15 protein-coding genes are annotated in these 13,509 nt (G+C 37.8%); 9 read left to right on the top strand and 6 right to left on the bottom strand.

From position 1 onward, the window contains the following. Positions 1-101 precede the first annotated feature (101 nt). Both K322_RS19910 and lpdA read right to left on the bottom strand, forming a co-directional pair. Positions 102-869 carry a lipoate--protein ligase family protein gene (locus tag K322_RS19910; RefSeq protein ID WP_035332345.1) on the bottom strand — a complete coding sequence of 256 codons (768 nt, stop codon included), beginning with the start codon at positions 867-869 and terminating at the stop codon, positions 102-104. A gap of 14 nt (positions 870-883) precedes the next feature. Next, positions 884-2,233, bottom strand: coding sequence for a dihydrolipoyl dehydrogenase (lpdA, locus tag K322_RS0117115; RefSeq protein WP_026627976.1), 1,350 nt, complete (start codon positions 2,231-2,233; stop codon positions 884-886). Between the two features lie 361 nt (positions 2,234-2,594). Between lpdA and K322_RS0117110 the strand changes: the two genes are divergently transcribed. Then, complete coding sequence (locus K322_RS0117110) at positions 2,595-4,121, top strand: S41 family peptidase (protein ID WP_026627975.1); 1,527 nt, start codon at positions 2,595-2,597, stop codon at positions 4,119-4,121. A gap of 72 nt (positions 4,122-4,193) precedes the next feature. On the opposite strand, the gene K322_RS0117105 is transcribed toward K322_RS0117110, so the two are convergent. Next, positions 4,194-4,730, bottom strand: a complete 537-nt coding sequence (locus K322_RS0117105; RefSeq protein WP_026627974.1) for an HDIG domain-containing metalloprotein — start codon at positions 4,728-4,730, stop codon at positions 4,194-4,196. A gap of 87 nt (positions 4,731-4,817) precedes the next feature. On the opposite strand from K322_RS0117105, the gene K322_RS0117100 reads away from it, so the two are divergent. The 3 genes from K322_RS0117100 (at position 4,818) to K322_RS0117090 (ending at position 7,633) form a co-directional block, all read left to right on the top strand. Continuing rightward, the gene (locus K322_RS0117100) at positions 4,818-5,978 is read left to right on the top strand and encodes an exo-beta-N-acetylmuramidase NamZ family protein (RefSeq protein WP_026627973.1); all 1,161 of its coding nucleotides are present in this window, start codon (positions 4,818-4,820) and stop codon (positions 5,976-5,978) included. 166 nt (positions 5,979-6,144) lie between these two features. Continuing rightward, the gene (locus tag K322_RS0117095; protein ID WP_035332344.1) at positions 6,145-7,263 is read left to right on the top strand and encodes a zinc ribbon domain-containing protein; all 1,119 of its coding nucleotides are present in this window, start codon (positions 6,145-6,147) and stop codon (positions 7,261-7,263) included. A gap of 1 nt (position 7,264) precedes the next feature. Next, a complete protein-coding gene (locus tag K322_RS0117090) occupies positions 7,265-7,633 on the top strand; it encodes a nuclear transport factor 2 family protein (protein WP_026627971.1) in 369 nt (122 codons plus the stop codon). 74 nt (positions 7,634-7,707) lie between these two features. On the opposite strand, the gene galE is transcribed toward K322_RS0117090, so the two are convergent. Together galE and K322_RS0117080 are read right to left on the bottom strand one after the other, a co-directional pair. Then, positions 7,708-8,742, bottom strand: a complete 1,035-nt coding sequence (gene galE / locus K322_RS0117085; protein WP_026627970.1) for a UDP-glucose 4-epimerase GalE — start codon at positions 8,740-8,742, stop codon at positions 7,708-7,710. A gap of 28 nt (positions 8,743-8,770) precedes the next feature. Further along, on the bottom strand, positions 8,771-9,229 hold the full coding sequence (locus K322_RS0117080) for a GNAT family N-acetyltransferase (protein ID WP_084158604.1): 459 nt from the start codon (positions 9,227-9,229) through the stop codon (positions 8,771-8,773). Positions 9,230-9,612: 383 nt separating this feature from the next. On the opposite strand from K322_RS0117080, the gene K322_RS0117075 reads away from it, so the two are divergent. The 5 genes from K322_RS0117075 to gcvH all read left to right on the top strand — a co-directional run bounded on the left by K322_RS0117075 (position 9,613) and on the right by gcvH (position 12,694). Beyond that, the gene (locus K322_RS0117075; RefSeq protein ID WP_026627968.1) at positions 9,613-10,041 is read left to right on the top strand and encodes a ribonuclease P protein component; all 429 of its coding nucleotides are present in this window, start codon (positions 9,613-9,615) and stop codon (positions 10,039-10,041) included. After that, positions 10,025-10,255, top strand: coding sequence for a membrane protein insertion efficiency factor YidD (yidD, locus tag K322_RS0117070; protein ID WP_035332342.1), 231 nt, complete (start codon positions 10,025-10,027; stop codon positions 10,253-10,255). The genes K322_RS0117075 and yidD overlap by 17 nt, the downstream gene beginning before the upstream one ends. Positions 10,256-10,366: 111 nt before the next feature. Beyond that, positions 10,367-11,218: a deoxyribonuclease IV gene (locus K322_RS0117065; protein ID WP_026627966.1), complete on the top strand. Its 852-nt coding sequence runs from the start codon at positions 10,367-10,369 to the stop codon at positions 11,216-11,218. A 93-nt stretch (positions 11,219-11,311) separates the two neighbouring features. Further along, positions 11,312-12,286, top strand: a complete 975-nt coding sequence (locus tag K322_RS0117060; RefSeq protein ID WP_026627965.1) for a lipoate--protein ligase — start codon at positions 11,312-11,314, stop codon at positions 12,284-12,286. Between the two features lie 27 nt (positions 12,287-12,313). Beyond that, entirely contained in the window at positions 12,314-12,694 is a 381-nt protein-coding gene (gene gcvH, locus K322_RS0117055) for a glycine cleavage system protein GcvH (RefSeq protein WP_026627964.1), read from the top strand. Positions 12,695-12,749: 55 nt separating this feature from the next. Here the strand turns inward: gcvH and K322_RS0117050 are convergent, their stop codons facing one another. Further along, a complete protein-coding gene (locus K322_RS0117050; protein ID WP_026627963.1) occupies positions 12,750-13,406 on the bottom strand; it encodes a metal-dependent transcriptional regulator in 657 nt (218 codons plus the stop codon). Positions 13,407-13,509 lie beyond the last annotated feature (103 nt).

Here is a 13,509-nt window from a genome sequence, read left to right as displayed (position 1 = left end):
ATGAAATCCTTTTACGGTCTCAGAGCTTTTTATTGACTTTGCAAGCATAAGAGCAAGACTTGATTATGGTTTACAATGTGTCATTAAATACACTCGGTTGCTTAGGGAAACGCCGTTGACTTAGAGACTTGTTTCTCTGCTTTTCCGTAAAAGTTCCATTCTTTAGTTGAATATTTTTTTTCTTTTAAAATGTTGATAGCATCTATATCCGTATCGTTGATCTTGTATATTTTGTTTTGCGGGTTTTCATTCAGAAAATAATTGAAAACGAAATCCTTTAAATAGGCGATATCCATAGGACGATCCAGATTTTCGAGAATATTGGTTACCGGGCTTTTTACTGATTTGACGTAAACTTTCGAATCTTTTATATTTTCAACCTGTTTAGGGTCACTGTCCAAGGTGGTCGTTAAAGTTTTCAAATCAGAAGAGAAGAGCAATGTAGCGTGATACATGACCCTATCTTTGTGGACGCACTGCGCACTTCCCGATATTTTCAAGCCGTTGACATTAATCGTGCGTCTATTGTCTGATTGAGCCTCTATACCGAGGTTTGACAATAAATCTACAGTCCGAGCCGTAAAGCGGTCGAAATCGGCATTGTTGTTTCGCTCTATAAATGTCAGGTTAATGTTCCCGAGATCGTGAAATACGCTGCCGCCTCCGGTGAGCCGTCTAACTATTTTTATCTGTTTTTTCTCTACAAAATCAAGATTTACTTCTGCCAGCACATTTTGATATTTACCTATAATGACGGATGGCTCATTTTGCCACAACATAAAAATGTCTTCCGAAAAATTTTTCAGAAGATATTCCTCCATTGCCATATTGAAATAAGGATCAGTGTATGTGTTGTTGATACAGAGCATATATTTGGTTCTTTTTAAGAGAATAATGTTTCGTGAATGATCTCTCCCACAGTAGGGTGCGGGTAAACATGCTTACGGAATTCTTCTACTGTATCACCGTTCTCGATAGCGATTCCTGCGACGAGTATCAACTCCGATACAGGGTTGCCTAACATGTGGCATCCGATAATCTGCTCATTCGAATTGACTATAATTTTGCATAGTCCGCTTCCTCCTTCGTTTTCAGCTATAAAACGACCCGAATATGACATGGGCAATTTCAAAACCCGGAATGCTTCGCCATTGGCTGTAAGCTCTTCTTCTGTTTTGCCTACTCCTGCAATTTCGGGATTGGTATAAACTACTCCGGGTATAGCTTTGTAGCTCATGCGGTCGTCTTCGCCGGCAATATGGTGAATAGCTACCTCTCCTTCGCGTATAGCTGTATGCGCCAACAGAGAGAATCCTGTGATGTCTCCGGCTGCATATACACGGGGATGTGATGTTTGCATGAATTCATTGACTGCAACGCCATTACCCTTCATTGCAATGTTTAGCGTTTCGAGTCCGAGGTCTTTAGTAACAGGACGACGGCCAACACTAACCAATACTTTATCGGCTTCTATGGTTTGAGATTTTCCGTCCTTTTCGACTACTACACCTTTGGCGGTTACTTCGGTAACTTTGGTATTCAGATAAAATTTGACACCTTTCTTGCCATAGTCAGTACGGAGCATTGCAGATGTTTCTTTATCCATAGCTCCAAGTATTTCGGGCATCATCTCGATAATGTGTACCTGAACACCCATGCTGGTGAATATTGAAGCGAATTCCATCCCGATAACACCACCGCCTATGATCGCCAGTGATTTAGGAAGCTCAGTGCTTTCCAGAGCTTCTTTAGAAGTCCAGAATTGAGTATCGGAAAGTCCTTTGATCGGAGGGATAACTGTTTCTGATCCGGTGCATAGCAGTATATATTTTACACTGTAAGTTTTTCCGGCAGCCGAAATTTGGATTTCATCATCTTTTTCACCCAGAATGGTTGCCGTTTCTTTCACTACGGTTACTCCTGCCGATGACAGTTTATAACCGACTCCTCCCGTTAGTGTCTGTACAACTTTGTCTTTGCGCTTGATTATTTTGGGATAATCAGCGGACGGGTTTCCGTTAACCGAAATTCCATACTTATCGGCAGTTTTGAAACTGTCGAATATCTTAGACGAATACAAAAGTGTTTTGGTTGGTATGCAACCCTCATTCAGACAAACACCTCCAAGATATTTTTTCTCGAAGAGTATTGCCTGCAATCCGTTTTCGGCAGCCTTTTCTGCTGCGTTGTATCCGGCGGGGCCTCCTCCAATAATTGCTATATCAAAATCCATGATTTATTTATAAATTTATAGTTGTTTATTATAAGTAACAGTAAGTATTTGGTGACATATTCGGCTGGATAACTTTTTATAGAAATTCGGCTGATAAATCACTAAATAGGTCTGAGACCTTCTAATGATAGTCTTAAAACACTTATATGCTGAAATATGTTTAATAGACTATGTTTATGTGAGATAGAGTTATTGCTATCTGCACTTGAAAGTATCCTATGTTTTTGACGGGCAGAGAGAACAAATGGTCGATGAATTTTTATTTTTTATCGAATAAAGTGTATAGTTCTTGGGTATTTGGTTTTCTTTGTAGAAATTTGTATGAAATAGCTTCATTTATTTCTTAACAACTTTTCTGCTAATGAGAACTAAATTTTTCCTTTTTTTATTTTTAGCTGCGTTCGCTCCTTTGTTTTTTGCTTGCAGCGACGATGATAATAATGACGATGCCAACGTCGATAATCCCGGTGAACAATCGGATAATGCTTATGTAAATAACTGGACTTATGAGAAGATGGACGAATGGTATTTGTGGCGTGACCAGATGCCCCAGAAAACATCTCTGAATTTTGAGTCCAATCCCGAAACGTTTTTTAATAGTTTGTTGTATTCTAATGAATGGCCTAAAAATGCAGGTTCTTATTTTTCAAGAATAGAATCTTCTCACGATGATCTGTTGAAAACTGCGTCTTTAGAGTCTTCTACCACAACTGCTTCTATTGGATTTGAGTATATCGCAACTTATACTGATAATACTTATACTGATGTTGCATTTATAGTAACATATGTGTATCCGAAAACTAATGCAGCGGAAAAAGGCTTGAAACGTGGCGATATCATTTTTAAGGTTAATAACCAGACAGTGACGAAGACTAATTACTCTACGATCTTATCGGGGAGTGACAGCTACACTTTCTATATTAATAATTATGCTGATTATAAAGAGTTTAATCTTACCATAACCGCAACTCTTAATTACGAAGAAAATCCGATATTTACTGATAGTATTTATGTTAAGAATGGTCATACAATAGGATATCTGGCTTATAATTCATTTACTCCGAAAGATTTGATAAATAGGGAGTACGATGTTCAATTGCTAAATATACTGTCTGATTTCAAATCGAAAGGGGTTACCGATGTCGTCTTGGATCTCCGTTACAATGGTGGTGGATACTTATCCTCTGCTCAAGCATTGGCCAGTGCTTTAGTTCCGACCCTGAACACATCCAATATAATGGATATAATGAACTATAATTCTGTGAAACAAGCAGAATTAGATAAATTATCGGATACAAATGCTACGAAAATCAGTTATATGTATGATTATTTTGTAGATAAGATTTATAGCAGTTCTAATAAACAGTTAGCAACGGTTGCTAATTTGGGGAGTCAGTTGAATAGCTTATATATAATCGGTACAGAACAGACTGCATCGGCAAGCGAATTGATTATAAATGCCTTGAAGCCTTATTATTCGGATGCTTCTAAGACGCTGAAAGTCGTAGGAGAAACCACCGTAGGTAAAAATGTCGGGTCTTTTGCTATTTATGAAGATGATGACGACCGCAATACATATGTCTTATGGCCTATCAGTTTTAAAATATATAATAAAAATAAAGAGTCGGATTATTCTAATGGTTTCACTCCGGATATAGTTGTTGATGAATTTGACTACCTGACAGTGAAAAATGTCGGTTGGAAAGAATTGGGAGATACCGATGAAGCTTTATTCAGTGCAGCTATTGCCGATATGACCGGAGTCCAAGCCCATTCGGCTGTATTACGTTCTTCTCCTGCTCTTAATTTAAAAGTATTAGGTTCTTCGAATGATAAAAAAGTGTTGAATAAGAAACTGATACATCTGAAAAATATATACTCTCTTTGAGTCTGATTCAGAGCATATATAAAAGGAAGCGCCTGTCTTTAATAAAGACAGGCGCTTCCTTCGTAATTTATTTTATAAGAAAAGATTGCACCATTGGTCGAATTGGTTTACTGAGCGTTCACCGAATCGGGCAAGCTTATATCGTATTTTTTCAACAGATTTTTCCTGTCCCAGATGTGTTTTAGAGAAGAAGCAGTCTGCAAAACAAATAACCTGCTCTTCGATGCTTATAGGCATCATATCCCGATGAGGTACCGGTAGATTTTGATCTATAATCTCCTGTAATTGAAGACCTGCTCCTGTATGACGTTCACAAACAAGAGCATGTTTCGGGAAACCCTCCTTTTGCAATAATTCACTACCCAAATATCCGTGTGCCATATAGGGGTATTCGCCATGGCAATCAATAGAAGGCGCATTCGTTTTGAATATACCAATATCGTGCAGCATTCCGGCTTCTCTTACAAACTGGATGTTAATATTTAATTCGGGATGGTTGCGGGCTATATCCAAAGCCTTTTTGGTAACATCCGAGCTGTGATTAATAAGGATGTTATAAAGATTCGAATTCTGTTCGTAGTATTTGTTAATTATATCTATCGGGTTCATTTTTGTCTTTATTCTATGATCTTAAGCTAAATCATAATGTATTATAATATAATAACATTTATCTTTACAAGGTAAATAACGGATTCTATGAAAAAAGGTTTTCTTTTGTCGCTTGTTTTTTTATTACTCGCTTTCCAAATTCAGGCAGTGAGCAATATTAAGGTCGGAGCCGACCGCTTCGATAAACTTTTACCTCTGATAAATAATAAACGTGTAGCTCTGGTGGTAAATCATACCAGCTGCCTGTCGAACGGTACACATTTATTGGACGCATTGATATCCGAAAGTGTAAATGTAACTAAAATTTTTGCGCCTGAGCATGGATTCAGAGGAAATGCAGATGCGGGCGAGCTAATTGTCAACGGAAAAGATCCGAAGACAGGTCTGCCTGTTGCCTCTCTGTATGGTCGAACTAAAAAACCGACTTCTGAAATGTTACAGGATGTGGATGTGGTAATTTTTGATATACAAGATGTCGGAGCTCGTTTTTATACATACATCAGCACAATGCACTATGTAATGGAAGCATGCGCTGAGAATAATAAGCTCTTGATTGTTCTGGATAGGCCTAATCCCCATGATTATATTGACGGCCCGGTGTTGAAACCTGCTTATAAATCGTTTGTAGGAATGCACCCTATTCCGGTATTACATGGATTGACTATCGGGGAATTAGCCGGGATGATTAACGGAGAAGGATGGCTTTCGGGTTCGAAAAAATGTGATCTGACAGTAATAAAGGCAGAGGGCTGGAAGCACCGTGATAAATATTCGTTACCTATAAAACCCTCACCGAATCTTCCAAATGATCAATCAATAAGTTTATACGCATCGTTGTGTTTTTTTGAGGCTACAAATGTAAGTGTAGGGCGTGGAACATATTATCCTTTTCAGGTAATCGGTTATCCCGATTCTCGTTTCGGCTTGTTCACCTTCACTCCTGTTGCTCTTGAGGGATTTGATAAAAATCCTTTGCAAAAAGACAAGATTTGTTATGGTATTGACCTGCGGAACGAGAAATTTGATCAGGGATTGACCCTGAAGTACCTGATACAGTTTTATAAAAAATCGGGGCAGGGAACTAAATTCTTCAAATCTCCTAAATTTATGAATATGCTGGCCGGATCGGATCAGTTGCAACGGCAAATTGTATCGGGGATGTCTGAGTCTGCCATCCGTAAAACTTGGGCCGGTGATTTGATGTTATATAAGAATAAGAGAAAAAAATATCTTCTTTATGAAGACTAAGGCTATAAGCCTTTCGTGATGTTAATGAGTAACAGAAAATATTAGTGATATATTAAAAAAAAATAACTGGCTGATGCTGTTATGTTTGTAAAGTTAATAGATAGGTCTGAGACCTCAAAAGAAACAACGAGACTGTTATAGATTGTTAGGTAAAAAATAAAAAGAGATGAGTGAAGTCAGATATTGCCCCCTTTGTGGCAAGCCGATAAATGGTAATGAGGATTTTTGTGAAGATTGCCATGACCATATGGAACATCAGTATGCAACTGATTTTCTCGAAGCTACTCCGGCGCCGTTGTATGATATAACCAAAGATTATAAACCCGAGGAAGAAGATGTTGAGGAGGAAGACGATACTGAATTCGAAAAGGATGAAGAAAGGCCTCTTATAGAACCAAAGAAAAAGAAAGGTCTGTCGAAGAGAGTAATTTATCTTATAATTCTATGTCTTGTTTTGGTGGCGGCCGGTGTTTTTGTTGGGATAAAGATGTATCAGCAAAAGCAATTTGAAGAACAAGAATTGAAGTTCTGGAATAGTTGTGTGGAAGAAAATACTCCCGTGGCTTACTCTAAATATCTGGTCACATATCAGCATGGAAAGTTTGCAGAGGAGGCTAATAAACGTATTCGGGATATTCGGAAAGCAGAAGCTGATAATTGGGAGAAATTAAAAAAATCGTCTGATATCAATGCTTTTTATACTTATATAAGCGAAAATCCAAAGACTCCATATATGTCTCAGATAAGGAATATAATGGATTCGTTGTCATGGCTATCTACGGTAAAGGATAATACTGCTGATGCTTATAAAGCTTATCTGGAGAATGTTAAACTGGAAAATGTTTCGGGACAGCATGTCGAAGAAGCAAAAGAACATTATGCTTATCTGTCTTCTATTTCTGTAGTAGAGGGTGCTGCTTTGGCTAATGTGAAACTCAGTATCAATGATTTTTACAAGAAACTGTCTCAGAACAATCAAAAAGACCTTTTGAAAGAATTTGCTTCTTCCGTATTTTATTATACACAGCAAATGACTTCTACCGATGTTGTAGCCCAGATTACAAAAGAGAGAAAAGATAATAAGATCAAAAAAGTGACTTATACGCCTGTTGAAGAGTCTATTTATGCAAAAAAAGATAACAAAGGCAGTTTTTTTATAGAGTTGGCTGTCAAATCGGAAACTTCTTACAATATAAGAAAGAAGAAAGACGAAACTCATACATCCAATCTTGTGATGGAGCTCGACTCTACAAGGCTGGTTAGATCTATAAAAGTAAAGGGATGATATGACCGTAGAGAAAGAAATTGTCGATAGCGAAGAATTATTGATTCATGCAATGAAAAATGCCGATGTGGATGTCTTGGATAATCTGATTTCAGATAGTCTTATCTTTAATGCCCCAACGGGAGAGATTATAACCAAGGATATGGATTTATCGACTTATCGTTCCGGAAATATGGTTTTGGATAACCTCGATTGTCTTAGCCGTGAGATTCGTGTTTTTGATGATGTGGTTGTAGTTTCGGCAAAAGTATTCATGAAAGGGGCTTTTTTTCAACAGCCTATTGAGGGTGAAGTCCGTTTTCTTCGTACATGGAAAAAGTTTTCCGGGCGATGGATGGTCATTGCCGGATCGAGTGTATTTATTCATTGAATCGATTAATACTATAATAAAAAAGGGAGTCTTTCGTCGACGAAAGACTCCCTTTTTTATTATAGTTAGTGACCTTACATTATACCTCTTTCACGAAGTTTTTCCTGCCATTTCCAGGCAGAAGCCATAGTGTCGGATATAGGAGTCTGAGCAGTCCAGCCTAATACTTTATTGGCTTTCTCCGGATCAGCCCATATCTTAACGATGTCTCCTTCGCGGCGTCCGACAATTTTATAGTTCAGTTTTACGCCGGTAACTTTTTCGAAGACATTAATCAGTTCCAAAACAGATAAACCTGTTCCGGTTCCTAAGTTAAATATCTCTACTTTGTCGTTCGATTTATCCTGTAGCATTCTGTCCATCGCTACCACGTGAGCTTTAGCCAGATCCACCACATTGATAAAGTCACGTACGCATGATCCGTCAGGAGTTTCGTAATCGTCGCCGAATACACTTAATTCTTTACGGATACCCATTGCAGTCTGTGTGATAAAAGGAACCAGATTTTGAGGAACTCCATTAGGCAATTCACCTATTTCTGCAGAAGGATGAGCTCCTACCGGATTGAAATAGCGAAGGATAATGCTTTTGATATTTGCTCCTGATCTGATGAAGTCCTGAATGATTTCTTCATTAATCTGTTTCGTGTTTCCATAAGGAGAAGCAGCAGGTTTGATCGGTGCGGTTTCGTCAATAGGATTAACATCTGGCTCTCCGTATACAGTACATGATGATGAGAATACAATGCCTTTTACATTAAATTCGGGCATCAATTCAAGTAAATTGATAAGCGAAACCAGATTGTTTTTGTAATATAACAGCGGTTTCTGTACCGATTCTCCGACAGCCTTGCTTGCTGCAAAATGGATAATTCCGTTGATCGGTGCATATTTAGTGAATACATTTTTCATTGCGTCCGAGTCATTGCAGTCTACTTCTTCGAAGGCAGGGCGGATACCTGTTATACGCTCTATACCATCAATGCTGTCGGCTGTCGAATTAGACAAGTTATCTACTACTACCACATCGTATCCGGCATTTTGAAGTTCAACCACTGTATGTGAACCTATATATCCGGCTCCTCCCGTAACTAAAATTTTTTGTTTCATTGCAGTACTTTATTAGTATGATTATTTTTTATCTTTCCATTCTTATATGCGGAATATCGTCTTCAAGATATGGTTCGCTTATCTGTACAAAACCATGGTTTTCGTAAAATGTTTTCAGATATTGTTGAGCTGATATAGTTAGAAGGGTTTCTCCTAGTACGGTTTTCTGTAATTCTATAGCTTTATCCATCAATATGTGCCCGTATCCATATCTTCGGCAGTCGGCAGGAACGACTACACGTCCTATGCTGGCGTTTTCGAAATAGTCGCCCTTAGCGAACAAACGGCAGTAGGCAATTAATCTGTCTTTAATATATCCTTGCAGGTGTAAAGCCTTCTGATCTTTAAAATCAGGATCGAGATATGGGCATACTTGTTCTAAAACGAACACATCGGATCTTAGATGAAGTATTTTATACAATTTATGTATATCTAGTTCATCGAATTTGTCGATTACCCATCTTATAGAATTTCCATCGTGGGACATTAGCATTATGTTAAAGCGAACTGCAAATTTATATTATTTTTTTTATTCGTACGTCTACATATCGGTCAATTTTAAGCAGATTTGTGTTATAGACTGAATTTAATGGAGTACGGGATGATACGAGCAGACTGTAATGTAAATTTTATCTAGGGAGCCAGCCCCTTTTGTCTTTTTTATCTATCGTAAAAGCGTTCTTTGAATGGTTGGTATCTGATGAGACAATTTGAAAATATGCCAATAAGGTAACAATGAGAAAAGTGTATTTTCAGTGTAACCTTTGTCACCTTTTATTATTTATCTTTTCGGAAAATATCGGAAAGCCCTATAACCTTAAAACAGAAAAGAGTATCTTTGTTATATTAATAAGTTACAGCAAGTATTTGATGATGAACTCCGGAAAACCTATATATACATTGACGAAAGACGAACGGATATATGCGCAAAAACGTATTGATGTACTTTTTGCAGGAAGTGAATCTTTCATCGCTTATCCGTTGAGGATTGTATTCTCTCGGCGTGAACCGGAGGAGGGAAAGCCTCTTGCTGCGATGCTGGTGAGTGTATCGAAAAAACGATTCAAACGAGCTAATAAACGTAATAGTGTGAAACGGATGGTGAGGGAAGTTTTTCGTTTGCATAAACATCGCTTTGCGGATGTTTCTGCGACAGCCGGAATATCTTTAGATGTTGCGTTCCTTTACCTGAAAGACGAACTTCCGTCTTTCGCGGAAATAGAAAAGTCGATGCTGAAAACGATAAATGTATTAACCGATAAATTGACGAAGAAGGATCCGGATGAAGGTAATTCGTAAAATATTATCAGCTATTGTATTGGGGTTGGTTTACTTTTACCGGTATTCTATCTCTCCTTTGAAGCCTCCTACATGCAGGTATAGTCCTACATGTTCGGAATATGCGATACAAGCTGTGAAAAAATACGGACCGTTTAAAGGAACGTGGCTCGCTATAAAGCGCATCGGCAGATGTCACCCGTGGGGAGGTCACGGATTTGATCCGGTTCCTTGACGTAAAAGAACATAAACAAAAATTATATTATATAGAGACTTATTGATGATGCAGTCTCGCAGAAATAACCTTACCTTTATAATCGAAGAAAGAAAAACAAACAAATAACTTATGCTTAATATAGGATGTCACTTGTCGTTGTCGAAAGGATATGAAGCGATGGGTAAAGATGCTCTTAAGATAGGAGCCAATACATTTCAGTTTTTTACACGTAATCCTCGTGGTGGAAGTGCCAAAGAGATAGACCCGAAGGATGCCGATGCTTTGGCTGTATTAGTGAAGGCTAATAATTTTGCTCCATTGTTGGCGCATGCTCCGTATACGATGAATTTGTGTTCGGCAAAACCCGAAACTCGTCAGTTTGCCAAAGAAATGATGGCTGACGATTTGGCTCGTATGGAAATTTTGCCTTGTCATTTGTATAATTTTCATCCAGGCAGTTACACTACACAAGAGATCGATGTGGCTATCGGTCAGATTATAGATGCATTGAATGAGGTAATCAAGCCCGATCAGACTACGATAGTTTTACTCGAAACTATGGCAGGCAAAGGCAGCGAAGTTGGTCGTACATTCGAAGAATTACGTCAGATTATCGATGGTGTTAAACTTCAGGATAAGATGGGTGTTTGCTTAGATACCTGCCATGTATACGATGCAGGTTATGATATTGTGAATGATCTGGATGGTGTGATCGATCATTTTGACAAGGTCGTAGGGCTGGATAGGTTAAAAGCAATTCACCTCAACGACAGCATGAATCCGATGAACAGCCACAAAGACCGTCATCAAAAAATAGGAGAGGGAAGTTTGGGCTTAGAAACATTCCGTAAGGTCATTAATCACCCGAAACTACGTCATTTACCGTTTAATCTGGAGACACCCAACGAGCTCGACGGATATCAAAAAGAGATAGAGTTGTTGCGCAGCGAGTATGTTGAAACAGTAGCACAGCTTGTTTGATAAAAGTTGTATAATGCACAAACAATTGCCCCCGAAAGTTTGTTCTCTAGGGGAGATTAAATAGGTCTGTGACATAAAAAATCAAAATACATTATGATATATATAGCTCTGCCTGATGATAAAGTCAGAAGGCTTTCTTTTTATCTGGCAATGGAAGAATATATTGCCCATAATATAGATGAGGACGAATGTTTCTATATGTGGCAAGTGAACCCAACTGTGATCTTTGGTCGCAATCAGTTGATGGAAAACGAGGTGAATCTCGATTATGTTCGTGCCAACGGAATAGAAACATATCGCCGGAAATCGGGTGGGGGATGTGTCTATGCCGACTTTAGTAACATCATGTTTTCATACATAACTAAGGACCGAAATGTGAGTTTTACTTTTCTCAGTTATCTGCAACGGGTGGCTTTAACTCTGCAAAAACTGGGAGTTAATGCTATTGCTTCGGGTAGAAACGATATTACGGTTGATGAGAAAAAAGTTTCGGGTAATGCATTTTACCGAACATCCGAAAAAAGTATTGTACATGGAACCATGCTGTTCAATACCGATTTGGAAAAATTGGTGTTGTCTATTACCCCCAATGATAAAAAACTGATCAGTAAAGGTGTGGAGTCGGTTCGGAAGCGAGTGACTAATCTTTCCGAATATTTAGATATAGATATAGAGGAGTTCAAACGTTTTGTACGTACACATCTTTGCGATAGCGAGCGTACTCTTACTTACGAAGAGGTAGCAAAAATTGAAGAGATAGAAAAAGAATATCTCAGCGAAGAGTTTATCTACGGTAACAATCCTCGCTATACCGTGGTAAAGTACAGTTATGGTGATGCAGGAGATATTCAGGTACGATTGGAACTGAAGAATAATGTAATAAAAGACATAAATATTGTAGGTGACTATTTTTTGGTCGGCGATATAAATGTGCTATTCAAAATGCTGCATAATGTAGATTATGATCGTGAAACGATTGAATCTCTGTTGAAGGATGTGAAAATGGAAGACTATATCTTTAATTTGGATAAGTCTCGTTTTATAGATATCCTCTTTCAGGAAGAATAAAACTTAAAACAAAATATACAAAAAAATATGGCAAAAGTAGTAGAAGGACTCTTGTATACAAAGTCACACGAGTGGGTGAAAATTGAAGGCGAATTTGCTTTTATCGGACTTACCGAAGTAGGGCAGCATGAGTTGGGTAATATCGTATATATCGATCTGCCCGAAGTAGACGAAGATGTTTCGTTAGGCAATGAATACGGTGCTGTAGAAAGCTCTAAAGCAACTAGCGATTTATTATCTCCTGTTTCGGGAAAAGTGGTAGAAGTAAATAATTCATTATCGGATACCCCTGATAAATTGAATCGTAATCCGTTCGATAGCTGGATTATTAAAGTGAAATTATCTGATAAGAGCCAACTGGATAAGTTACTCGATAGTAAAGCATATAAAGAATTGATAGAGAAATAAAATCTCAATTCTCAAAAAATCAAAGTGCCTTTCGATTTGGGCACTTTTTTATTTATTACTGCTTTATAACAAGAAGTCTGTCACAAACAAACTTACTTAGCACCTCATTTTTATTGCCATTGTAGCTGACCGTCATGCTGCCGTCGAATGTTTCTATAGCATCAATTGTTATTTCGATGTTTAACATCAAATGCCGTTTAGTTAAGAATTGAAGAAACTCCGCATTGGAATCTATTACAGCCGAAAATACAGCTTTATCATTGACCTTGCAATCGCTTAGTTTCAGGTAATTTGTAAGTGCTATATTGCCATTTTTGTCGGGTATGGGCGATCCATGTGGATCGGCAACAGGATGGTTCAGTAGTTCGTCTATTTTATCGAAAAATATAGGCGATTTAATATGTTCTATCTGTTCGGCTATCTCATGTACATGTTCCCATCCGAATTCCATTTTTTCGAACAAAAACATTTCTACAAGTCTATGCTTTCTTAAAATTAATGCAGCTTGTCTGCGTCCTTCTTCCGTTAGGGTTATAGGCTTGTAGCTTTCGTAGTGAACCAGACCTTTTTCTGCAAACTTTTTTATCATACTATTTACAGTCGACATCTTTATATTGAGCAATTTACTCAATTCATTTGCAGTTGCTTCACCTGTTTTATCTTCTAAATGAAGCAATGTCTTTAAATAGTTCTCCTCTGTTGACGATATCATTTTGCAAATATACCAAAAAATGAAATCTGTCAGAGTAAATATTATTCAAATAAATTTGTTAGATTGATCTAACTTTGTATTTTTGTGATTCTAATAAATGCTT

This window comes from Indolivaga capnocytophagoides DSM 22835 (assembly GCF_000426485.1).
Lineage (GTDB): Bacteria > Bacteroidota > Bacteroidia > Bacteroidales > Dysgonomonadaceae > Dysgonomonas_A > Dysgonomonas_A capnocytophagoides.
This window is presented reverse-complemented; position numbering and strand designations above follow the sequence as displayed.